Genomic DNA, 21,235 nt, shown 5'->3' on the forward strand with positions numbered 1-21,235 from the left:
CCGTGGACGTGAGCGGCTACCTCGCCGACCTGTACGAGCACTGCCCGTTCCTGCGGCCGTCCATCCGCCGGGGCATGACCGGCTGGACCGTCTACGAGATCACACCGGGTAGCCACCAGTACGCCGTGGAAGCCGAGTTGTTCTACGCCGGGGTCCAGGCCGCGGAATGGATCCGCCCGCTGATGGGTCGGCCCTACGGTGTTCTCGCGTGCGAGAACGTGGTGTTGCTTGGGCACTGCGAAGGCGCTGACCATCGGGAGCTGATGGCCTGGCCGCACTGGGCGCTCAAACACCTCTACGTCCCGGTCGGGATCATGTTCGGCAAGTTCGCCCAGGGTGCTGCCGAGACTGGCCGGCGCGGGCAGAGCATCCCGCCGCCACCCTTGTCGTTCCTTCCGGCACGGGCGGGCGTCCGGCCGCTGGACCCGATGTTCCTGGAGGCGACACCCGACCTTGCCGCAGCGCTTCCCGTAGCGGCCGACGACGGCCGGGACGTCTTCGAGCACATCCCTTGCGAGTGGAAGGCAGTACGAGAATGGGCACGTTCACTTCCGAGGCCGCAGCGGCGCTGACGGCAGCGGAGGCCGTCTGCGGGCCGTTCGAACTGGAGGAAATCAGCAACCGGCGCGGCTCGGCGGTGTGGAAGGCCAGCGGCCCCCAGGGCGTGGTGAGCATCAAGCTCGGTACCGGCGACGCCGCCGAGGTCACCGCCCGCGAGGCTGCCGTGCTGGACCAGCTCCCCGAGTACACCGTGACCGTCGGCCGCTTTGCCGACGGCGTCTGGTACGTCACCCCGTGGCAGGCCGGGCCGTCCACCTGGGACGTCTTCCGCAGCGTGCGCAAGGCGTCGGGGGGAAGGCCGAAGCCCTCGCCGCTGCGGTCGGTCTGTGCCGTGCCGTGGCAGATCTGCACGAAGCCGGTTGGGTGCACGGGGACCTCCAGCCCCAGCACGGCATCCACACCGAGCAGGGCGTCCGTCTCCTCGACTTCGCGTGGTCCCGGCCGCTCGGCACCACGCCGTGGACGACGTTCGACGGCACGATGATCCACCTCACTGCGCCGGAGCTGGCCGCCCGGATCATCAACGGGCCCCAACCCGTCGACACCACGCAGACCGCCGACGTCTACGCCCTTGCCGGAACCCTGTGGACCTGCGTCACCGGCACCTGGCCACTGGACTACGAGACCGCCGGACTCGGCAAGGGGACGCCACTGGACGTCCTGCGCAACGCCATCGCCCACCGCGCCGTCCCGCTGTCCACCACCTTGCCCTGGCCGTCCCTCCAAGCCCGCCTGCGGCACGTCCTCCTGGCCGCACCCGACGACCGCCCGACCGCCGCCGAGTTGACGAGACTCGTGAAAGCCGCGGACGCGTGATCGAACTGCGGGAGCTGGTTCCCGGCGACGCTGACGCCCTACTTCGCATCTACAGCGCTGAGGCGACGAAATACCTGGGAAGGGCCCCGATGGACGCCGCCGCCGCCCGGTCCTATGCCCGAACCGCCGAAGCCTCCGCAGCATCGACCCCACGCGCCCTGTACACGCTCGGACTCACCGTAAGCGATGACCTCCTCGGAGTCGTCAAGCTCCACCTTGACCGGCCCGTCGCCGCGATCAGCTACATCCTGCGACCCAACGCCTGGGGCATGGGTCACGCCACCGAGGGGGTCCGCAAGATCCTCGTCCTCGCCTTCGGCCACCTCGGACTGCCAGAGGTCCACGCCAAACACCACCCTGAAAACCCAGCGTCGGGCCGCGTACTCCTCAAGGCCGGGTTCACACCCACCGGCGTGGCCGGAGGATTCCGCACCTATGCCATCCAGTCCGCGTCTGGTCTGTTCGTTCCGCACAACCGGGAAGGTCGCCTGACGGTCGGCCAGGAGGGGGGTACCGGGCAACTCTGATGGCCGGTCCATGGAGGAACGCCCGGTTTCCGGTCCCGCTGGAGTGGGGTGTCCCGCTGGCGGACGATGCCGTGCTGGCGCACGCGTGGGGGTGGTGCCCGGCGGGGGCGGGGAAGGTGGTGTGGTTCGAGTACCCCGGAGCCGACGAAGCGCCGTGACCCATGCAGGGTGTGGGGGCACGGCGCTTCGTTGTCGGGCGGGCGGTCAGCCGAAGAAGCTGTCCAGGATCTGCTGGGCGGCGAGGCCGGCCGGCAGGGTTCCGGATCGTACGCCGGCCTCCAACTCGGGAGCGAGGCGCCGCACTTCGGGGTGCTCGTGCAACCGCGCGTACAGCTGGTCGTGGACCATGGCCCAGGTCCACTCCACCTGCTGGTCGCGGCGCTTGGCGGCGAGGGCGCCGGTGGCGTCCAGGACCTTGCGGTGCTGCTGCAGCCGCTCCCACAGCACGTCGAGCCCGGCGCCGTCGCGGCCGCTGCAGGTCAGCACCGGCGGGGTCCAGGCGGCGTCCGGGGCCTGCAACAGCCTTAGGGCGCCGGCGAGTTCGCGGGCGGCGGCTTTGGCGTCGCGTTCGTGCGGGCCGTCGGCCTTGTTGACGGCGATGACGTCGGCCAGTTCCAGGACGCCCTTCTTGATGCCCTGCAACTGGTCGCCGGTGCGGGCGAGGCTGAGCAGCAGGAAGGTGTCGACCATTCCGGCGACGGCGGTCTCGGACTGGCCGACGCCCACCGTCTCGATCAGCACGACGTCGTAGCCGGCCGCTTCCATGACCACCATGGATTCCCGGGTGGCCTTGGCGACTCCGCCCAGCGTCCCCGAGGTCGGGGACGGCCGGACGAAAGCGGCAGGGTCGACGGCCAGGCGCTCCATCCGGGTCTTGTCGCCCAGGATGGAGCCGCCCGTCCGGCTGGACGTCGGGTCGACGGCGAGGACGGCGACGCGATGCCCCAGCCCCGTCAGCATGGTGCCGAAGGAGTCGATGAAGGTCGACTTGCCGACACCCGGCACCCCGGTGATGCCGACCCGGACCGCCCCGCCCGCGTGCGGCAGCAGCCGCTGGAGCAGTTGCTGCGCGAGTGCGCGGTGGTCGGGCCGGGTGGATTCGACGAGGGTGACGGCGCGCGCGATCCAGGCGCGCGAGCCGTCCAGCACGCCCGTCGCGTAGCTGTCGAGGTCGATCGTCCGAGGAGGCATGCGATCGAAGACCTACAGCTCGTGGCCGAGGTCGGCCGCCAGGGACTTCAGCAGGTCGTACGCCGCGTCCGGGATGACCGTCCCGGGCGGGAAGACCGCCGCCGCGCCCGCCTCGAACAGGGCGTCGAAGTCCTGCGGGGGGATGACTCCGCCGACCACGATGGTGATGTCCTCCCGCCCGGCCGCGGCGAGTTCGGCGCGCAGCGCGGGCACCAGGGTGAGGTGTCCGGCGGCCAGCGAGGAGACGCCGACGATGTGCACGTCGGCCTCGACGGCCTGGCGGGCGACCTCGGCCGGGGTCTGGAACAGCGGGCCGACGTCCACGGTGAAGCCGAGGTCGGCGAAGGCGGTGGCGATGACCTTCTGGCCGCGGTCGTGGCCGTCCTGGCCCATCTTGGCGACGAGGATGCGCGGTCGGCGGCCTTCGGCCTGCTCGAACTGCTCGACCAGGTCGCGGGTGCGCTGGAGGGAGGCCGAGGGGCCCGCTTCGTCTCGGTACACACCGGAGATGGTACGGATCTGGCCGGAGTGACGGCCGTACACCTTCTCCAGGGCGTCGGAGATCTCGCCGACGGTGGCCATGGCCCGGGCCGCGTTGACGGCTAGGTGCAGCAGGTTGCCGTCGAGGGAGCCGTCGCGCTGCGGGCCGGCCTCGGCGGCGGCCGTCAGGGCGCGCAGGGCGTCCTGGCAGACGGCCTCGTCGCGCTCCTCGCGCAGTCGGCGCAGCTTCTCGATCTGCCGGGCCCGCACCGAGGAGTTGTCGACCTTGAGCACGTCGATCTGCTCGTCGCTCTCCACCCGGTACTTGTTGACGCCGATGACCGGCTGGCGGCCGGAGTCGATGCGCGCCTGGGTGCGGGCGGCGGCCTCCTCGACGCGCATCTTGGGGATGCCGGCGTCGATGGCCTTGGCCATGCCGCCGGCCGCCTCGACCTCCTGGATGTGCTGCCAGGCGCGGGCCGCCAGGTCGTTGGTCAGCTTCTCGACGTAGGCAGAGCCGCCCCACGGGTCGATGACCCGGCAGGTGCCGGACTCCTGCTGCAGCAGCAGCTGGGTGTTGCGGGCGATGCGCGCGGAGAAGTCGGTGGGCAGCGCGAGCGCCTCGTCGAGGGCGTTGGTGTGCAGCGACTGGGTGTGGCCCTGGGTGGCGGCCATCGCCTCCACACAGGTGCGGGTGACGTTGTTGAACACGTCCTGAGCGGTGAGGGACCAGCCGGAGGTCTGCGAATGGGTGCGCAGCGACAGCGACTTGGCGTTCTTCGGGTCGAACTGCTTGACCAGCTTGGCCCAGAGCAGCCGGGCGGCGCGCAGCTTGGCGACCTCCATGAAGAAGTTCATGCCGATCGCCCAGAAGAACGACAGCCGCGGCGCGAAGGCGTCCACGTCCAGGCCCACGTCCAGGCCCGCGCGCAGGTACTCGACCCCGTCGGCGAGGGTGTAGGCCAGCTCCAGGTCGGCCGTGGCACCGGCCTCCTGGATGTGGTAGCCGGAGATGGAGATCGAGTTGTACCGGGGCATCTTCTGCGAGGTGTACGCGAAGATGTCCGAGATGATCCGCATCGACGGCTGCGGCGGGTAGATGTAGGTGTTGCGGACCATGAACTCCTTGAGGATGTCGTTCTGGATGGTCCCGGCCAGCTTCTCGGCGGGCACGCCCTGTTCCTCGGCGGCGACGATGTACAGCGCCAGGACGGGCAGCACGGCGCCGTTCATGGTCATCGACACCGACATCCGGTCGAGCGGGATGCCGTCGAAGAGCTGGCGCATGTCGTAGATCGAGTCGATGGCGACGCCCGCCATGCCGACGTCCCCGGTGACGCGCGGGTGGTCGCTGTCGTAGCCGCGGTGGGTCGGCAGGTCGAAGGCGACGGAGAGGCCCTTCTGGCCGGCCGCGAGGTTGCGGCGGTAGAAGGCGTTGGACTCCTCGGCGGTGGAGAAGCCCGCGTACTGGCGGACGGTCCACGGCTGGTTGACGTACATGGTCGGGTACGGCCCGCGCAGGTACGGGGCGATCCCGGGGTAGGTCTCCAGGAAGTCCAGCCCGGCGAGGTCGGCCGCGGTGTACAGCGGCTTGACGCCGATGCCCTCGGGGGTGTCCCAGACCTGCTCGTCGACGTCCTTGCCGGTGGACTCCCGCCAGGCGGCCTGCCACTGGGCGTCGGTGACCGGTCCGCGGGTGCCGCCGTCCAGCCCGATTCCGGTGAAGTCGGGGATCATCGGGCCGCCTCGCTCTCGTCGGTGATCAGGTTGAGCAGACCGGTCAGGGTCGCGACCGCGTCCCCGCCCGCGTGGATGAACTGGTCGACGCCGTCCGGCAGTTCGCCGAGCCGACCGGCCAGCAGCACCCGCCGGGCGCCGGCCGCCCGCAGGGCCGCGGCGACGGCCGGGGCGTGCTCGCCGTACAGGGCGTCGCTGGAGCAGAGACAGGCGACGGTGGCGCCGGAGGCGCGGAACGCCTCGGCGAACGCGGCCGGATCGACGGACTCGGTCGAGGCCGTCGCGATGCCGCCCGCCTGGAACAGGTTGGCCGCGAAGGTGGTGCGCGCGGTGTGCGCGGCGGCGGTGCCGATCGAGGCCAGGAACAGCTTCGGCCGCTGCCCGGTGGCGGCGAGGAGGGCGTCGGAGCGGTCCCGCAACGCCTCGTAGGCCTCGGCGCGGCGCACCTGCGGCAGGCCGCCCGTGCGCCCGGCCGGCGCGGCCTCGCGGACCAGCGGCTGCTCGTCGAGGTGCGGGAACTCGCTGACACCGGTGACGGGTTCGCGCCGCTTGGCGAGCTTGACGGAGCGCTCGGCCCAGGTGGCGGCGATCCGCTCGCCGACCAGTCCGGACCCGAGGGCGGCCTGCTGTCCGCCGGCCCGCTCGATCTCCTGGAACCAGGCCCAGGCGGCCTGCGCCAGCTCCTCGCCCAGCTGCTCGACGTACCAGGAGCCGCCGGCCGGGTCGACCACCCGGGCCAGGTGGGACTCCTCCAGCAGGATCGACTGGGTGTTGCGGGCGATCCGGCGGGCGAAGGCGTCGGGCAGGCCGAGCGCGCTGTCGAAGGGCAGCACGGTGACGGCGTCGGCGCCGCCGACCCCGGCGGCCAGGCAGGCGATGGTGGTGCGCAGCATGTTCACCCACGGGTCGCGGGCGGTCATCATCACCCGGGAGGTGACGGCGTGCTGACGCTGCGCCGAGGCCTTGCCGGAGGCGCCGGACACCTCGGCGACGCGGGCCCAGAGGCGGCGCGCGGCACGGAACTTGGCGATCGTCAGGAACTGGTCGGCGTCGGCCGCGTAGCGGAACTCCAGCTGGCCGAGTGCGGCGTCCACGGAGAGTCCGGCCGCGGTGAGCGCGCGCAGGTAGGCGACGCCGGTGGCGAGCGAGCAGCCGAGTTCCTGGGCGGGGGAGGCGCCGGCCTCGTGGTACGGCAGGGCGTCGACGGTCAGCGCCCGGACGCCGGGGTAGCCGGCGGCGCAGCGGGCGGCCAGGGCAGTGGCCTCGGCGAGCAGGGCGTCGGTGCGGGCGGTGTCGCCGGTGCGCGCCTGCAGGCCCAGCGGGTCGGCGCCGAGGTTGCCGGCGGCCGCGCCGGGGGAGACCTCGCGCTGCTCGTAGAGCTTGAACAACTGCTCGGCGGCGTCGGTGAATTCGGGTCCGGCGTCGAGCGCCACGGCGGCCAGGTCCAGGTACACCCCGGTCAGCGCCTCGGGCAGGGCGTCCACCGGCAGGCCCTCGCCGCCGAGTTCCAGCCAGAGCGAGCCGACGCCGTTCTCCAGGTCGGCCAGGACGGCCTCGTTGGTGCGCTGCCGGTCCGGGTCGGTGTGCCGCTGGCGTACGTCCCAGCCGGCGACGGCCGAGCCCTGGGGGCGGCCGCCGCGGACGAAGGGCGGGAAGCCCGGGTACCCGGGGTCGACCGCGGTGTCCTCGGCGGTGTACAGCGGCCGGGCGGCGAGCCCGTCCTGGAGGGTCGTGGCGAGTACCTGCTCGGCGGCGGCGCCGTCCTCGGGCTGGGCACCGGACTTGCGCAGCACGCCCTGCACGAGCTGCTGCCACTGCTCACGGTGCGCGGCCGGAAACTCGGCGGCGAGGGGGAGCCCTTCGGGCGGGACCTTCATGTCCGCAGGTTAGCGCCCGTTCGCAGAGCCGCAGGAGGGGAGGCGCGTGTGACGTTTCCCTCGATTTGGCAGGGCCTTGGCACTCCGTGCGGCAGACGGTGTCGCGGGCGGTGCCCCGGGCGGCGGTCGGCGGGTCCGGCGGGGTGCGGACGGCGGTTGAACCGGAACCCCGGCGGTGTCCGTAGTCAACATCGTTGAGGCGGAAGGCGATCCGCCCCGTCATGGCCCGTAAAGCCATGATCAGGGGGATTGCGGAACCATGCCACTCATCTATTAAGTTACTTCGAAGAAGGTGGGCGGGGCGGCATCCCCCCGTTGTCGGTCCTGCCTGCCTTCGCCTGCCCCGGCCCCCCGCGAAGCCGTCCCCGGCCTCTGCGGAATTCCCCCGAAGGAGAGCCGACCGCCCATGGGAAAGCGCCGCAAGCCCAGCCCCCCGAGCCGGGCCCGCATGGCGGTCCTCACCACGGCCATGGCGGCCGGTGGCGCGGTCCTCGCCTCCGGCACCGCCCACGCCGAGCCCACGCCGACCCTCGCCTCCGTCAAAGAGCAGGTGGACCAGCTCAACGAGGAGGCCGAGCAGGCGATCGAGCGCTTCAACGGCTTCCAGGCCAAGCAGCAGAACCTCCAGGGCGAGGCCAACCGGATCCAGGAGAAGGTCGTCCGCGGACAGGAGGCGATGAACGAGCTGCGCACCCGGCTCGGTTCGGTCGCCGCCGACCAGTACCGCAACAACGGCATCGACCCGTCCGTCCAGCTGATGCTCGACTCCGACCCGGCCGGCTACCTGGAGCGCGCCGCGGTGCAGAACCAGGTCTCCGAGACCCAGGCGGGCCTGCTCAAGCAGGCCCAGGACGAGCAGCGCAGGCTCGACCAGGACCGCGCCGAGGCCACCGCGACCCTGGCCGCGCTCGACTCGGTCGGCAAGCAGCTGGCGGAGCAGAAGAACGACATCCAGACCAAGCTGGCCAAGTCGCAGGAGATGCTCAACAAGCTCAGCGCCGAGGACCGCGCCAAGATCAACGCCCAGCAGTCCGCGGAGAAGGCCAAGGCCGAGGCCAAGCAGGCCGCCGCAGCCGCCGCGGCCGACCGGGCCTCCCGCTCCGCCGACCGCCCCGACCCGGGCGCCCCGGTGCCGGCCGCGAGCGGCCGGGCCGCGACCATCATCGCCTTCGCCCAGGCCCAGCTCGGCAAGCCGTACGGCTGGAGCAGGACCGGCCCCGACAGCTTCGACTGCTCCGGCCTCACCAGCATGGCGTACAAGGCGGCGGGCGTCAGGATCTCCCGGATGTCCCAGGACCAGTGGAACGACGGCCCGCACGTCGACCGCGCCAACCTCCAGCCCGGCGACCTCGTCTTCTTCTACGACGACATCCACCACGTCGGGCTGTACATCGGCGACGGCAAGATGATCCACGCGCCGCGCACCGGCAAGAACATCGAGGTGCTGCCGATCTCGGTGATGCCGTACAAGGGCGCCGTCCGCCCGGCCTGACCGGCGCCCGTCCGCGCCCGCATCCATGGCGGTCCGGTCCGGCCCCGCTACGGCTGCGGTGCGTTACGGGTGTGGTGCGTTACGGGTGTGGTGCATTACGGGTGTGGTGCGCAGGCCAGCAGGTACGGCAGCACCGGCAGCGCCAACAGGCCGAACTGCCAGGCGCGTTGCCGCCGACGGCCGCCGCCCGGGCGGGCCAGCCGACGCACCCGGGCCAGCGTTCCGGTGGAGGCCGCGGCGAGCGCCTCCCCGGGTGCCTCGCCGGCCGGAGCGGGCGAGGCCCCGAAGGTCGCCAAGCTGCAGAGCGCCGAGGCGAGTTCGCCCCGCGACACCCGGGCCAGCGCCGCGTCGTCGGCGGCCATCTCCAGCAGCAGCGCCACCTCCGAGCGCCCCGTGCGGGCCAGCGGCAGCGGCCCGAGGAGCAGCGCGAAGGTGTCCGCCGGCAGCCGGAACAGGTGGTGGCGTCCCCGGATGTGCCCGTGTTCGTGGGCGACGGCTGCGGCGAGCTGCCGTTCGTCCAGCAGCCGCAGTGCCCCGCTCGACAGGACGACCCGGGCGCGCCGCCCGGGCAGGCAGTAGACGGTCGGGTGCGCGTGCTCCAGCACCAGCGCGCCCCAGCGCCCGTCCCGTACGGCGACCAGGTCGAGCATCGCCCGGTGCCGCCGCCGGGCCCGCCCGGTGCGCAGGCCGACGGCGGCCACCAGGACGGCGACCGCGGCGCCGGCGGCGGTCAGGAGCCACCAGTCGTGGGTGTGCGGGAGGACGGGCCCGGCCGGCTCGGCGTGCGGGAGCAGACCGAGCAGCCCGGCCGGCTCGTGGGCGAAGGGCTCCAGCGCGTGGTGCGCCGTGAGCGCCGCAGCCACGGTGAACGAGGCCATCAGCGCGAGCCAGAGCGCCGCGCCCGCCGCCGGGCGGGCCTGCAACCGCGCGGAGCCGGCCAGCCGGCGGGGCAGCAGGACGCCGGCCGCCACCAGGTAGAGCAGGAGCAGCGCGAGGGTCACTGCGCGTCCCGGGCCTTCACCTGTTCGAGGGCGGCGAGCAGGGCGGTGGCCTCGTCCTCGCTGATCCGGTCGATGAACCGGAGCAGTGCTCCGGCCCGGTCGGAGGTGGTGTCCAGGGCCTGGTGCATCAGCCGGGCGGTGTACTCCTCGCGGGTGCAGGTCGGTTCGTACACCCAGGCGCGGCCGACCTTGTCGCGGCGCAGCCAGCCCTTGGTGTGCAGGATGTCGGCGACCGTGGTGACGGTGGTGTACGCGACCGCCCGCTGCTGCTGCAGGTCGTCCACCACCTCGCGCACCGTGGCCGGCCGGCCCCAGGACCAGAGCCGGTCCATGATCTCGGCCTCCAGGTCGCCGAACCCCCGTAGCACCGCCTTGTCTCCCTTGCCGAACCGCTGACCCTACGAACCGCTGACCCTACGGACCGCTGAACCTACTGAGCCTACGAACCGGCGCGTCCTCTGCCCGCCGGAGCGCCGCCCATGGTACGGCGAGCGCCGGGCGCCCGCCTCCGGCCTGCGGAGGCGGACGCCCGGCGTGTTCCGTTCGGTGTCCACGTGGTGTCCGGTGATGTCAGGGAGTGATCGAACAGTGTCCGACCAGCGCTCAGGACAGCCGCCGCCCCAGCGGGATCCGGGACTTGGTGAACAGCGCCGCCAGCAGCCCCGCCACCACCGGCAGCACCAGCACGACCAGCAGCAGCTCGCCCCACGGCGCGGTGATCATCGCCGGCCGGGCGCCGAACCCGCTGGCCCGGGACTTGAGCAGCCCCACCGCCGGCACGAACCCGTTGGCCGCCCCGAGCAGCGCCCCGAGCAGGGCGATCAGTGCGCACTGCAGGCCCGCCATGGTCCGCCGGATCCGCGGCGGTGCGCCGACGGCGGCCAGGGTGGCCTGGTCCTGCCGGGAGTCGGCGGCGGCGAGGCCGGTGGCGATCCCGGCCGCGCCGAGCACGACCAGCCCGGCGAAGCCGGTGAGCGCCAGGGTGAGGGCGTCGCTCTTCGGCTGGTAGCCGCGTTCGATGTCCAGGGTGGAGAAGCGGTCGACCCGGATCGTGGCCGCCTCGGCGCGCTGCTGCTGCTTGCGGTCGGGCGGGGTGGCGGGCAGCCAGACGGAGCCGGTGGGCTGCGCGGAGAGCCCGAGGGCCGGGAGCGCGGAGGGCAGGACCATGCCCTGGGCGAAGCGGGCGGCGTTCGGGTTGTCGACCAGGACCGCCTCGACCGGGACCTCCTGGAGGTCGGGCTTGGGGACCTCGCCCGGCTGCAGCGGTTCACCGCCGCCGCCGCGCAGCACCATGACGGCCTTGCCGTCGGCACCGACCAGGGTGCGGTCGAAGACCAGGAGCCTCCCGGCGGCCAGCGCCTGCTCGGCGGCCGGGTCGTGGATGCCGAACAGGTTGTGCAGCACGGTGGCGTCCCCGACAGCCAGGTGCGGCTGCTCGGTGAGGGTGCGCCAGTTCGCCGTGCCCTTGAGCTGGACGGTGCTGGAGCAGTTGGGGCAGAACCGGTAGACCGCCTGGGCGAGGTCGCCGCGCGGGCCGAGCCCGGTGAGCTGCTTCTCCACCTCGGTGCGCACCTGGTCGGTCCCGGCGCCCTCGGTGAAGCTGGTGAGCCGGACGGCGCCGTACGGGGCCTGCGGCCGGTAGTCGCGCCGGTTCTCGGCGTCGGTGCTGGTGCTGTACACCCCGATGGCCACGGCACCGGCCACCGCGGCCATCACCGCGGCGACGGCCGGGGCGGTGCGCGAGCGGTGCCGGGCGGAGTCGCGCAGGGCGAGCCGGGGCCCGAGCGGCAGCTTCCCGGCGGCCCGGCCGATCGCCGCGACGAGCATCGGGGTGCAGAGCAGCAGCCCGAGTTCGGCGGTCATCGAGCCGCCGAGCACGGTGAGGGTGCGGGTGTCGAAGGTACTGACCACCGGCAGTCCGCGCTGCACCGCGCCCGCGCCGTACATCGCGACGCCGGCGCCGAGGAGGACCAGCAGCAGGCCGGTCACGGTGATCAGGCGGTTGGGCCTGCGGATGGTGTCCCGGCCGGTGAGCCCGGCGGTGACGCTTCGGCGGGCGGCCTGCAGGGCCGGCAGCGCGGCCGCGAGCAGGGCGGTGACCAGGCCGATCCCGGCGATCGCGAGCAGGTCCAGCGGGGGCAGGGCGAAGTGCCCGAAGCGGGCGCCGCCGACCTGTTCGATCCGCGACCGCAGGACGGCGACCAGTCCGGTGCCGAGCACCACGCCCGCCAGCGCCCCGGCCGCGCCGAGGACCAGGCCGCCGCCGAGCACCACCGCGCCGACGTGGGTGCGCCGGCCGCCGGCCGCGCCGAGCAGGGCGAGCTGGCGGCGGGAGCGGCGGGCGCCGACGGCGAAGGCGGGCCCGGCGAGCAGGGCGACCTCCAGCAGCGCCATGCCCGTGACGGTGCCGACGACCACCTTGGTGCTGTTGTCGGCCGCCGGGTCGCGGTAGCGGTAGCCGTCCCGGAAGTACGGGACGGCCGCGTTCGGCGGCGGGGCGAGCGCGACGGAGCGCGCGGTGAGCGTGTAGCCGTAGGCGTTGAACTCCTGAACCTTGGCCCAGTCGAGCGCGGCCCCCGCCGGGAGCCGGACCAGCCAGCGGGTGCGCTCGCCCGAGGTGCGTTCGGCGGCGGACTGGCCGGGCGCGGCCGCGGCGGCCATCGGGTCGAGCAACTCGCCCGGCCTGGCGACGAGTTCGACCCGTCCGAGGTCATCGGGGTGTTCCACGATGCCGGTCACCGTGAAGGGGGTGCTCTCCAGGCCGAGAACGGTGGTGGTGGCGCCGACCTTGAGCCCGGAGTGGTCCAGGAAGGCCCGGGTGGCGGCGAGTTCGTGCGGTGCCTTCGGGGCGCGGCCCTCGACCAGGTCGATCCGGCCGTGCCAGATCGGGTCGCCGAGGTCGGCCTCGGTGGTGAGGGTGCGGACCAGGCCTTCCGGCGTGTTCGCGCCGGTCTCCGACCCGGGCCGGGCCGGGGTGAGTGCGCTGCCGGGCGGCAACAGGGCGGTGACCAGGGTCACCGGGTCGGTGCTCGCGCCCTTCACCTGCTCGGCCGTCGGCTGCTGCCCGGCGCGAGTGTCGACGCTGAAGGCGCCGTCCTCGGCGACCGGCGCCTGCTCGACGGCGCGGCCCGGGGAGAGCGCGGTGACCAGGGCGTCCGCCTGGCCCACCACCCGCTCGACCCGCTCGGCAGGGGTGAGTTGACCGCTGCGGTGGACGACGTCGGCGCCGGTGACGCCGAGCACGGGCAGCGCGACCATGGCGACGATCAGGGCGCTGCGGCCCTTGGCCCGCAGGGCGTCGCGGCGGGCGATGCGCAGGGCGACCCGCCAGGCTCCCAGCCTCACTGCGTCACCCCGCCCGTCTCGGCGGGACGGTGGACGCTCGCCGGGCAGGTCGCGGAGCGGTAGCCGCGGCTCTCGGAGGCGATCGTGCCGTCCTTCAGGTGGACCACCCGGTCCGCCCAACCGGCGTGCGCGGCCTCGTGGGTGACCATCATGGCGGCCGCTCCGGCGTCGCAGCGGGCGCGCAGGACGGCGAGGACGGCCTCACCGGTGGCGGAGTCCAGCGCCCCGGTCGGCTCGTCGGCGAGCACCAGCCGGCGCTCGCCGATCAGGGCCCGGGCGATGGCGACGCGCTGCTGCTGGCCGCCGGACATGTCGTCGGGGAAGCGGTCGGCGAGCTCGCCGATGCCCAGCTCCTCCAGCGCGGCCAGCGCCTCCCGGCGGGCGCGGCGCCCGGAGACGCCGTCGAGTTCGCGCGGCAGGGCGATGTTCTCGGCGGCGGTGAGCGCCGGGATCAGGTTGTAGTCCTGGAAGACGTAGCCGATGGAGCGCCGCCGCAGGTCGGCGAGTTTGCCGCGGCCGAGGCCGCCGAGCGCGACGCCCTCCACGAGCACCTCGCCGTCGCTGGGCTGGTCGAGCCCGCCGGCGAGGGTCAGCAGGGTGGACTTCCCGGAGCCGGACGGCCCCATGACGGCGACGAACTCGCCGGGGTGGACGGCCAGGTCGATCCCGCGCAGGGCGTGCACCTCGGCGGCGCCGCGCCCGTGCACCCGGGTGACGTCGGCCAGGCGCAGGACGGGCGCGGATCGGCTCGGATCGGTGTGGGACACACTTCCCCCTTGTGGGCTGTTCAGCTGCATATGTCGATGAACTATATGTCGGTGAACTATATATGCCGGAGGCTGGCGATCAAGTCGGGCTGGATTGGTCAAAGTTCTACAAAGCTGTCGAAGATCGGCCGGAAAGCGGTCCCACGGCGCCCGCGGCGGGGCTATGCTCTTCGAGGTTTGAAGAGGCACCTCGTTCGGTGAGGCGTCTTCACGGACACAGGCCACTGACCCGACGACGTCGAGAGACGCCCAGGTTCAGGACAGGTCTTCCCGAGTTAAGGGTTGACCCCAAGTGGCTTCCGGCCGGTCGGCCGGACACGCCGTGGAGTGCCAAAGCTCTGACGAGTTGGGGTGTGCCGGTCCCGTACGGGCCGGTGTGCTCCTTGCCGTGTCGTGATGCGGCGCACAGACGGTGCGCCCCCGGCCGGGAGGAGGCGAGAGACATGGACTGCAGTAGTCCGGGCCACAGTTGCCCCTGCCCCCGCATGCCCTCGCACACCTCCGGCACGCGGTAACAACCACCCCTGCGCGTACACCAGTTGCTCGCTCCTGCGCCCAACCATGCGCTGATTCAAGCGGCCTGACGCATCGTCACCACAGCCGCGCACCATCCGTTCGCCCGTACGGCCGCCGCCGCTCAGCGCCGCCGTGCGGTCCGGTGCCGTGCGTTCCGGCGCCCATGAGGTCCGGTGTCGATGCGGTCCGGTGCCATGCGTTCCTGTCGCGCGCCCGCAGGGGGGTTGCTGCTGCGTGCCCCCAACTTCCCCCTCGCACAAGAGGGTTCAGGGAGGCCCTGTCATGACCAATGTGATGCTGGACCCGAAGGTCCCGACGCCGCGCACCGCGGTGCTGGACGACGCCCACGTCGGCGACATCAAGGGTGCCCTCGGCACCATCCGGCTCGACGACACCACCCCGCGCCACGGGCTCTCCGCCCGGCTCAAGACACTCCTCGCGATCATCGGCCCCGGCCTGATCGTCATGGTCGGCGACAACGATGCCGGCGCCTTCTCCACCTACGGCCAGGCCGGACAGAACTACGGCACCCAGCTGCTGTGGACGCTGCTGATGCTGGTCCCGGTGCTGTACGTCAACCAGGAGATGGTGCTGCGCCTGGGCGCCGTCACCGGCGTCGGCCACGCCCGCCTGATCCTGGAGCGCTTCGGCCGGTTCTGGGGCGCGTTCAGCGTGATCGACCTGTTCCTGCTCAACGCCCTCACCCTGGTCACCGAGTTCATCGGCGTCACCCTCGCCGCCGGCTACCTCGGCCTGCCCAAGGCCGCCGCGGTCGTCCTGGCCGCCGCGATCATCATCGCCTCGGCGTTCACCGGCTCCTTCCAGCGCTTCGAACGCGTCGCCATCACGCTCTGCGTCGGCTCGCTGCTGCTGGTGCCGGTGTACTTCCTGGTCCACCCCGGCACCTCGCAGATGGCCCACGACTTCGTGGTGCCCGCCATGCCGGGCGGCTCCGGTCAGCTCGCGGCCGTGATGCTGGTGATCATCTCCATCGTCGGCACCACCGTCGCTCCCTGGCAGCTGTTCTTCCAGCAGTCGTACGTCATCGACAAGCGGATCACCCCGCGTTTCATGCGCTACGAGAAGATCGACCTGTGGATCGGCATCGTGGTCGTGATCGTCGGCGCGGCCGCGATGACGGGCCTGACCGCCGCGGCCTTCTCGGGCACCGACGGCTTCGGCCAGTTCTCCGACGCGGCCGCCGTCGCCCGGGGCATCGAGGCCAAGGCCGGTCACCTGGCGGGCGTGCTCTTCGCCATCGCCCTGCTCGACGCCTCCATCATCGGCGCCTTCGCCGTGTCGCTGTCCACCGCCTACGCCATCGGCGACGTCTTCGGCATCAGGCACTCGCTGCACCGGGGCGTCAAGGGCGCCAAGGGCTTCTACGGGATCTACGCCGGCCTGGTGACCGTGGCCGCCGCGATCACCCTGCTGTCCACCGGGTACACCCAGGGCCTGATGACCCAGTTCGTCCAGGTCCTCGCCGGGGTGCTGCTGCCCTCCGCCACCGTCTTCCTGCTCCTGCTCTGCAACGACAAGGCCGTCCTCGGCCCCTGGGTCAACGGACCGCGGACCAACGCCTTCACCTCGGCCGTGGTCGGCGTGCTGGTCACGCTCTCGATGATCCTGACCGCCGCCGTGGTCTGGCCCGACATCAGCTCCCAGGCCATTCTGTGGATCATGACGGGCTGCGGCGTGGCGGGCGTCCTGGTCGCCGGGTACTTCTTCACCTCCGGCCGTACGGCCACCAAGGAGGACCCCGTCGACCGCACCGACCGGGAGAACTGGCGGATGCCCCCGCTGGAAACCCTCGCCAAGCCCGTCATGTCCACCGCCCGCAAGGCCGGCATGGGCGCCCTGCGCGCCTACCTGCTGATCGCAATGATCATGGTCATCATCAAGGTCGTCCAGACCGCGCTGAGTCACTGAGCCCCGTCCCTCCGCCCCTCCCCGTGAAGGCCCCCTCGTGAAGGAGGTGCCGTCGTGCACACCCTGACCACCGTCGAGTTCCTGGTCCGGCTCGCCACCGGCGTCGCCTGCGGCGCCCTGATCGGCGTCGAACGCCAGTGGCGGGCCCGGATGGCCGGCCTGCGCACCAACGCCCTGGTCGCCGCCGGCGCCACCCTGTTCGTCCTGTACAGCGAGGCCGTCGCCGACACCGGCAGCCCCACCCGGGTCGCCTCCTACGTCGTCTCCGGCATCGGCTTCCTCGGCGGTGGCGTCATCCTGCGCGACGGCGCCGGCATCCGCGGCCTCAACACCGCCGCCACACTGTGGTGTTCGGCCGCCGTCGGGGTGCTGGCCGCGGCCGGGAAACTGGAGCTGGCCGTCCTCGGCACGCTCGCCGTGCTCGCCGTCCACCTCGTCCTGCGCCCGGCCGGCCGGCTGCTCGACCGGGCCCCGCAGTCCGGCAGCGACCCGGACTCCACCATCCGCGCCACCGTCCACCTGGAGTGCGACCGCAAGTCCGAGACCCACATCCGGGCCCTGCTGCTCCAGGCCCTCGCCGCCTCCGGCCTCGCCCCGACCGGCCTGCGCGCCCGCCGCACCGAACAGGGCGACGCCACCAACCTGCGGGCCACCGTCGCGACCACCGGGCAGGTCGCCCCCGCCCTCGAACAGGTCGTCACCCGGCTGTCCCTGGAACCCGGGGTCCGCGACCTGCACTGGCACCTGGACGAGGAACCGGAGGACCCGGGCAACCCGGCGCTCGCCTGAGGAGGCCTGAGGAGACCCGGGGAGACCCGGGGAGGCCGGGGGAGTAGAACGGAAAGTCCGTCACACCGACGTCAGGACCAACGCGCGAACCGCCTGGGAGGCCCGATGCCGATCCGCCGACCCGACCCCGAGCACGGGCCACTGGTGCCGATGCTGCTGGTGCTGACCGTGGTCACCGGGGTGGTGGACGCGGTCAGCTACCTCGAACTCGGCCACGTCTTCGTCGCCAACATGACCGGCAACGTGGTGTTCCTCGGCTTCGCCCTGGCCGGCGCCGCCAATTTCTCCGCCACCGCCTCGCTGGCCGCCCTCGTCGCCTTCCTGCTAGGCGCCATGGCCGGCGGCCACCTCACCCGCCGGCTGCCCGGCCACCGCGGGCACCTGCTGACCGCCGCCGTCGCCGTCCAGGCGGTGCTCCTCGCCGGGGCCACCGTCCTGGCGGCGGCCGTCGGACACAGCTCCGACCCGGCCCGCTACAGCCTGATCGGGCTGCTCGGCTTCGCCATGGGCGGGCAGAACGCGGTGGTCCGCGCCCTGAAGGTCCCCGACCTCACCACCACCGTGCTCACCATGACCATCACCGCCCTTGCCGCCGACCGCGCCGGCCCCCGCCGCCTCGCCTCCGCCGTCTGGATGTTCGCCGGCGCCCTCCTCGGCGCCCTCCTGGTCCTCCACACCACCGTCCCCGCCGCCCTCGCCCTGGCCCTCGCCCTCCTCCTCACCGTCGTCGCCCTCACCCACCACGCCGCCAAGCCCACCCCAGCGCCCGCCTGGACCCGACCGCGCTGAGCCCGCCGGCCGCACCAGGCGCTTGCGGCACCGCCGCCACGCCGTCCGAACCCGCCTTCGCCGGCTCAGTCCTCGTGCCGGTGGCCCGCGCGGCCGCTCCAGAGCGGTTCCAGCCGCGCCCAGCCGTCACCCCAGGCGCCTTCGGCGCGGCGGTCGAGGGCGCGCAGGCGCAGCCGCAGGGCGATGGTGAGGGCGGCGAGCAGGACGACGAGGGCGCCGCTGCCGGTGCAGGCGGCGGAGAGGGCGATGGTGATGCGCTCGACCGGGGGTGCGGAGGCGTTGCCGGCCTGGTCGATCCAGATCGGGATCCGGGTGCCGGTGAGGGCGGTGCGCGTGGCCTGGAGGGTGCCGACGTGCAGGCTGCCGTCGGGGCCGGTCCAGGCGGCTTCGACGTCGGCCCGGTTGCTGTAGCCCCCGGCGTAGCGGCTGCCGGCGGGAGCGGCGTGGTCCGGGGCGCTGTGGATCACCGCGTCGACCCGGTGCAGCCGTGCGCGTTCCGCGGCGGCTCGGGAGGCGGTGTCGCGGTAGAGGAGCAGGGCGCCGCCCGCGGCGAGGGCGACGGCGAGCACCGCGCCGAGCGCGGCGAGCAGCCAGGCGCGGGCGCGGGAGCGGTCGAGGGGGCGGGCGAGCGGTTCGTGCCGGGCAGCGAGGGCCCGCCGGAGCTGACGGCCGGTTCGTCGCGGCAGCGACGCGGGCCGGGCCGGGCGGCGGGATGGGCTGGACACGGTGACGGCTCCTCGGGGACGTCGGGGATCAAGGTGGCGCGCCACCCAATCTCCACCCGGCGGCCTCCCGCGCACAAGAGTGGTGCGCGCCCGTAGTACCGGCCGTGGCCGCCACGGTCGGCCGCGGCGTTCCGCCAGTGCCGCTCGTCCCCGCAGCCGGGACGTTCGACCCTCGGCAGCCGCACCCCCGCCGGGGCAGGCTGGGTACCGGCGGCGCCCTCCCCGTGCCCGGGCGCCGCCACGGCCCGGTGATCGTGGGGGTCGTCGGGCCGAGGTGCGGGGCAGGGGGCGGCCGTGGGGGCCGCCCCCTGCACTCCCGCTGCTGCGTCAGCGTTCTGACGTCTCCCCAGGTCATGGCTGTAACTCGCCGGCTACGCCGCGGTCGGGATCATCGCCTTGACGCTGACGCTGACGCTGACGCTGACGCTGCTGAGGCGGATCACCGGGACCGGCGGCGGCCCGCAACGGCTGACCTCGCCCGTTTGCCCGTCCGCCCCGTCTGCCCGTCTGCCCGTCCGCCCCGTCGCCCGCCGGTCAGCGGGCGACGGGGTAGCCGTGCGTCCCGGCCCGAAGCGCCGGGGCGAGGTGCGGCAGCCAGCTGCCCAGCACCAGCGCGGACGGGTAGAACATCGGCTCCGGCAGCGCGTCCAGCGGGAAGCGCTCCCAGCCGCCGCAGGCGTGCGGCTCGGTGACCACCGCCTCGGCCAGGCTCGGCGGCGCCAGCACGGCGGCGGTCAGCCGGGGCCGGCCGAGCTCGTGGTCGAGGTGCACCCCGAGGACCCGCATCGCCTCGGCCGGCAGCAGGATGCCGGTCTCCTCCGCGAGTTCGCGGGCCGCCGTCTGCTCGAAGGACTCGCCCGGGTCGACCTTGCCGCCCGGCAGGCTCCAGGTGGGCGGCTCGCCGGCGGTGGTGCGCCGGCCGAGCAGCACCCGGCCGTCCCCGGTGGGGACGATGATCCCGGCGCCGAGCAGCGGTGCGGTCGGTGTGGTGCTCAACTCGCGGTCTCCTTCAGCTGGTTACCAGTTGGAGCGCTCGTAGTCCTTGAGGAAGCAGCCGTACAGGTCCTCGCCCTGCTCGCCGCGCACGATCGGGTCGTACACCCGGGCCGCGCCGTCGACCAGGTCGAGCGGGGCGTGGAAGCCCTCGTCGGCGAGGCGCATCTTGTCCGGGTGCGGCCGCTCGTCGGTGATCCAGCCGGTGTCGACGGCGGTCATCAGGATGCCGTCGGACTCGAACATCTCCTGGGCGCTGGTGCGGGTGAGCATGTTGAGCGCGGCCTTGGCCATGTTGGTGTGCGGGTGGCCGGCGCCCTTGTAGCCGCGCTGGAAGACGCCCTCCATGGCGGAGACGTTGACCACGTACTTGCGGCGGGAGGCCGAGGCGGCCATCGCCGGGCGCAGTCGGCTGATCAGGATGAACGGCGCAGTGGAGTTGCAGAGCTGGACTTCCAGCAGCTCGACCGGGCCGACCTCGCTGACGGACTGCACCCAGCTGTTGGTGGGCGCGAGGTCGGGCACCAGGCCGCCGGCGTCGATCGCGGTGCCCGCCGCGATCCGGGCGGGGGTGGCGGAGCCGGTGACCAGGGCGAGCGAGGTGACGTCCTCCGCGGCCATCCGCTCGCTCTCGCCGCTCGCCTGGTGGGGGAGCGCAGGCAGGTCGACGCTGCCGCTGCCGAAGCGGCCGATGGTGATGGCCTGCGGCAGCTCGCCGGCGGGCAGCGGCGCGGACTCGGCGTTGACCAGCTCGCGGTAGGACTCCGGCGGGCGGCGCACGGTCTGCGCGGCGTTGTTGATCAGGATGTCCAGCGGGCCGTCGGCGGCGACCTCGTCGGCGAGGGCCATGACCTGGGCCGGGTCGCGCAGGTCGATGCCGATGACCTTGAGGCGGTGGATCCAGTCGGCGCTGTCCGGCATCGCCTTGAAGCGGCGGATCGCGTCGTTGGGGAAGCGCGTGGTGATGGTGGTGTGGGCGCCGTCGCGCAGCAGCATCAGCGCGATGTACATCCCGATCTTGGCCCGGCCGCCGGTGAGCAGCGCGCGCTTGCCGGTGAGGTCGGCCCGGGCGTCCCGGCGGGAGCGGTTCTTGACGGCGCAGTCCTGGCAGAGGTTGTGGTAGAACGCGTCGACCTCGACGTACCGCTGCTTGCAGGTGTAGCAGGAGCGGGGGCGCTCCAGGATGCCGGCGATCTCGGTGGTGGTGACGGTGGTCAGGCCGAAGGCGCCGGCCGTCTCGTCGTCGATCCGGGTGGGGGCGCCGGTGGCGGTGCGGGCGGTGACCGCGCGGTCGTTGGCGGTCTTGCGGGCCCGGGTCTCCTGGCGGCGGCGCTGCTTGAGCGTGCGGAATATACCGCCGACGGCCTTGCGGACGGTGATCGCGTCCGGGTGGTCCACGTGCAGCCGGTCGAGGTCCGCGAGCACCTCCAGGCAGAGCTTCAGCCGCTCGGGGTCGAGGCCGGGACCGTAGTCGATCTCCTCCTCGGTGTCCTCGTCCTGGCCCTGCCGGATGTCCGTCTGCCCGATGCCCACGCCTGCTGCCGCTCTCCTGCTCGCCCTGCCCATTACCGCGTGAATGCTACGGGAGTGGTCCCGGCCGGGGCGAAAAGCGGACGTCAGAGAGGGTGGGGGGAGGTCATTTGGATGATCCTCCATGTCTACGCGCGAAGCATTGATCACGGTTTGTGGACTGCCCCAGC

Annotated in this window: 17 protein-coding genes and 1 riboswitch; of the genes, 7 read left to right on the forward strand and 10 right to left on the reverse strand. The window is 73.1% G+C overall.

Going from position 1 to position 21,235, the window contains the following annotated elements; translation table 11 throughout:
* The first annotated feature begins 2 nt into the window (after window positions 1–2).
* The 3 genes from BX285_RS18100 (at window position 3) to BX285_RS18110 (ending at window position 1,904) form a co-directional block, all read left to right on the forward strand.
* Window positions 3–572: a hypothetical protein gene (locus BX285_RS18100; RefSeq protein WP_310794219.1), complete on the forward strand. Its 570-nt coding sequence runs from the start codon at window positions 3–5 to the stop codon at window positions 570–572.
* A 325-nt stretch (window positions 573–897) separates the two neighbouring features.
* On the forward strand, window positions 898–1,377 hold the full coding sequence (locus tag BX285_RS38465; RefSeq protein ID WP_259470569.1) for a hypothetical protein: 480 nt from the start codon (window positions 898–900) through the stop codon (window positions 1,375–1,377).
* Entirely contained in the window at window positions 1,374–1,904 is a 531-nt protein-coding gene (locus tag BX285_RS18110; protein ID WP_183107095.1) for a GNAT family N-acetyltransferase, read from the forward strand. Before BX285_RS38465 ends, BX285_RS18110 begins: the two co-directional genes overlap by 4 nt.
* A gap of 204 nt (window positions 1,905–2,108) precedes the next feature.
* Here BX285_RS18110 and meaB read toward each other — a convergent pair whose 3' ends face one another.
* The 3 genes from meaB to BX285_RS18125 are packed head-to-tail and all read right to left on the reverse strand — an operon-like array spanning window position 2,109 to window position 7,189.
* Window positions 2,109–3,095 (reverse strand): methylmalonyl Co-A mutase-associated GTPase MeaB, encoded by a 987-nt coding sequence (gene meaB, locus BX285_RS18115; protein WP_121175695.1) that lies wholly within the window; start codon window positions 3,093–3,095, stop codon window positions 2,109–2,111.
* Between the two features lie 12 nt (window positions 3,096–3,107).
* Window positions 3,108–5,312 carry a methylmalonyl-CoA mutase gene (gene scpA / locus BX285_RS18120; RefSeq protein WP_121175696.1) on the reverse strand — a complete coding sequence of 735 codons (2,205 nt, stop codon included), beginning with the start codon at window positions 5,310–5,312 and terminating at the stop codon, window positions 3,108–3,110.
* A complete protein-coding gene (locus BX285_RS18125; RefSeq protein ID WP_121175697.1) occupies window positions 5,309–7,189 on the reverse strand; it encodes a methylmalonyl-CoA mutase subunit beta in 1,881 nt (626 codons plus the stop codon). The genes scpA and BX285_RS18125 overlap by 4 nt, the downstream gene beginning before the upstream one ends.
* Before the next feature lie 406 nt (window positions 7,190–7,595).
* Between BX285_RS18125 and BX285_RS18130 the strand changes: the two genes are divergently transcribed.
* Entirely contained in the window at window positions 7,596–8,681 is a 1,086-nt protein-coding gene (locus BX285_RS18130; protein ID WP_097238930.1) for an NlpC/P60 family protein, read from the forward strand.
* 95 nt (window positions 8,682–8,776) lie between these two features.
* On the opposite strand, the gene BX285_RS18135 is transcribed toward BX285_RS18130, so the two are convergent.
* The 4 genes from BX285_RS18135 to BX285_RS18150 form a co-directional block, all read right to left on the reverse strand.
* The gene (locus BX285_RS18135; protein WP_121175698.1) at window positions 8,777–9,682 is read right to left on the reverse strand and encodes a M56 family metallopeptidase; all 906 of its coding nucleotides are present in this window, start codon (window positions 9,680–9,682) and stop codon (window positions 8,777–8,779) included.
* Window positions 9,679–10,014, reverse strand: coding sequence for a BlaI/MecI/CopY family transcriptional regulator (locus BX285_RS18140; protein ID WP_259470728.1), 336 nt, complete (start codon window positions 10,012–10,014; stop codon window positions 9,679–9,681). The genes BX285_RS18135 and BX285_RS18140 overlap by 4 nt, the downstream gene beginning before the upstream one ends.
* Before the next feature lie 271 nt (window positions 10,015–10,285).
* On the reverse strand, window positions 10,286–13,027 hold the full coding sequence (locus BX285_RS18145; protein WP_121175700.1) for an FtsX-like permease family protein: 2,742 nt from the start codon (window positions 13,025–13,027) through the stop codon (window positions 10,286–10,288).
* Window positions 13,024–13,794, reverse strand: a complete 771-nt coding sequence (locus BX285_RS18150; protein WP_257032889.1) for an ABC transporter ATP-binding protein — start codon at window positions 13,792–13,794, stop codon at window positions 13,024–13,026. Before BX285_RS18150 ends, BX285_RS18145 begins: the two co-directional genes overlap by 4 nt.
* A gap of 182 nt (window positions 13,795–13,976) precedes the next feature.
* A riboswitch (M-box (ykoK) riboswitch) is annotated at window positions 13,977–14,152 on the forward strand.
* 440 nt (window positions 14,153–14,592) lie between these two features.
* Here BX285_RS18150 and BX285_RS18155 point away from each other — a divergent pair.
* From BX285_RS18155 to BX285_RS18165, 3 genes are all read left to right on the forward strand, one after another.
* Complete coding sequence (locus tag BX285_RS18155; RefSeq protein ID WP_121175701.1) at window positions 14,593–16,239, forward strand: NRAMP family divalent metal transporter; 1,647 nt, start codon at window positions 14,593–14,595, stop codon at window positions 16,237–16,239.
* A gap of 54 nt (window positions 16,240–16,293) precedes the next feature.
* Entirely contained in the window at window positions 16,294–17,028 is a 735-nt protein-coding gene (locus BX285_RS18160) for an MgtC/SapB family protein (protein WP_121175702.1), read from the forward strand.
* A gap of 105 nt (window positions 17,029–17,133) precedes the next feature.
* A complete protein-coding gene (locus BX285_RS18165) occupies window positions 17,134–17,817 on the forward strand; it encodes a YoaK family protein (protein WP_097238937.1) in 684 nt (227 codons plus the stop codon).
* A gap of 65 nt (window positions 17,818–17,882) precedes the next feature.
* Here the strand turns inward: BX285_RS18165 and BX285_RS37370 are convergent, their stop codons facing one another.
* From BX285_RS37370 to BX285_RS18180, 3 genes are all read right to left on the reverse strand, one after another.
* The gene (locus BX285_RS37370; RefSeq protein WP_121175703.1) at window positions 17,883–18,542 is read right to left on the reverse strand and encodes a hypothetical protein; all 660 of its coding nucleotides are present in this window, start codon (window positions 18,540–18,542) and stop codon (window positions 17,883–17,885) included.
* 534 nt (window positions 18,543–19,076) lie between these two features.
* Complete coding sequence (locus BX285_RS18175) at window positions 19,077–19,538, reverse strand: NUDIX hydrolase (RefSeq protein ID WP_121175704.1); 462 nt, start codon at window positions 19,536–19,538, stop codon at window positions 19,077–19,079.
* Window positions 19,539–19,559: 21 nt separating this feature from the next.
* The gene (locus BX285_RS18180; protein ID WP_257033144.1) at window positions 19,560–21,047 is read right to left on the reverse strand and encodes an SDR family NAD(P)-dependent oxidoreductase; all 1,488 of its coding nucleotides are present in this window, start codon (window positions 21,045–21,047) and stop codon (window positions 19,560–19,562) included.
* Window positions 21,048–21,235 lie beyond the last annotated feature (188 nt).

The sequence above is a fragment of the Streptomyces sp. 1114.5 genome (assembly GCF_003635085.1).
GTDB lineage: Bacteria > Actinomycetota > Actinomycetes > Streptomycetales > Streptomycetaceae > Kitasatospora.

What these genes read in the sequence shown, in the direction of transcription:
- BX285_RS18165 (WP_097238937.1), top strand. Translation starts at nt 17,134, where the DNA reads ATGCCGATCCGCCGACCCGACCCCGAGCACGGGCCACTGGTGCCGATG.
- meaB (WP_121175695.1), bottom strand. Translation starts at nt 3,095, where the DNA reads ATGCCTCCTCGGACGATCGACCTCGACAGCTACGCGACGGGCGTGCTG.
- scpA (WP_121175696.1), bottom strand. Translation starts at nt 5,312, where the DNA reads ATGATCCCCGACTTCACCGGAATCGGGCTGGACGGCGGCACCCGCGGA.
- BX285_RS18125 (WP_121175697.1), bottom strand. Translation starts at nt 7,189, where the DNA reads ATGAAGGTCCCGCCCGAAGGGCTCCCCCTCGCCGCCGAGTTTCCGGCC.
- BX285_RS18155 (WP_121175701.1), top strand. Translation starts at nt 14,593, where the DNA reads ATGACCAATGTGATGCTGGACCCGAAGGTCCCGACGCCGCGCACCGCG.
- BX285_RS18130 (WP_097238930.1), top strand. Translation starts at nt 7,596, where the DNA reads ATGGGAAAGCGCCGCAAGCCCAGCCCCCCGAGCCGGGCCCGCATGGCG.
- BX285_RS18140 (WP_259470728.1), bottom strand. Translation starts at nt 10,014, where the DNA reads ATGGACCGGCTCTGGTCCTGGGGCCGGCCGGCCACGGTGCGCGAGGTG.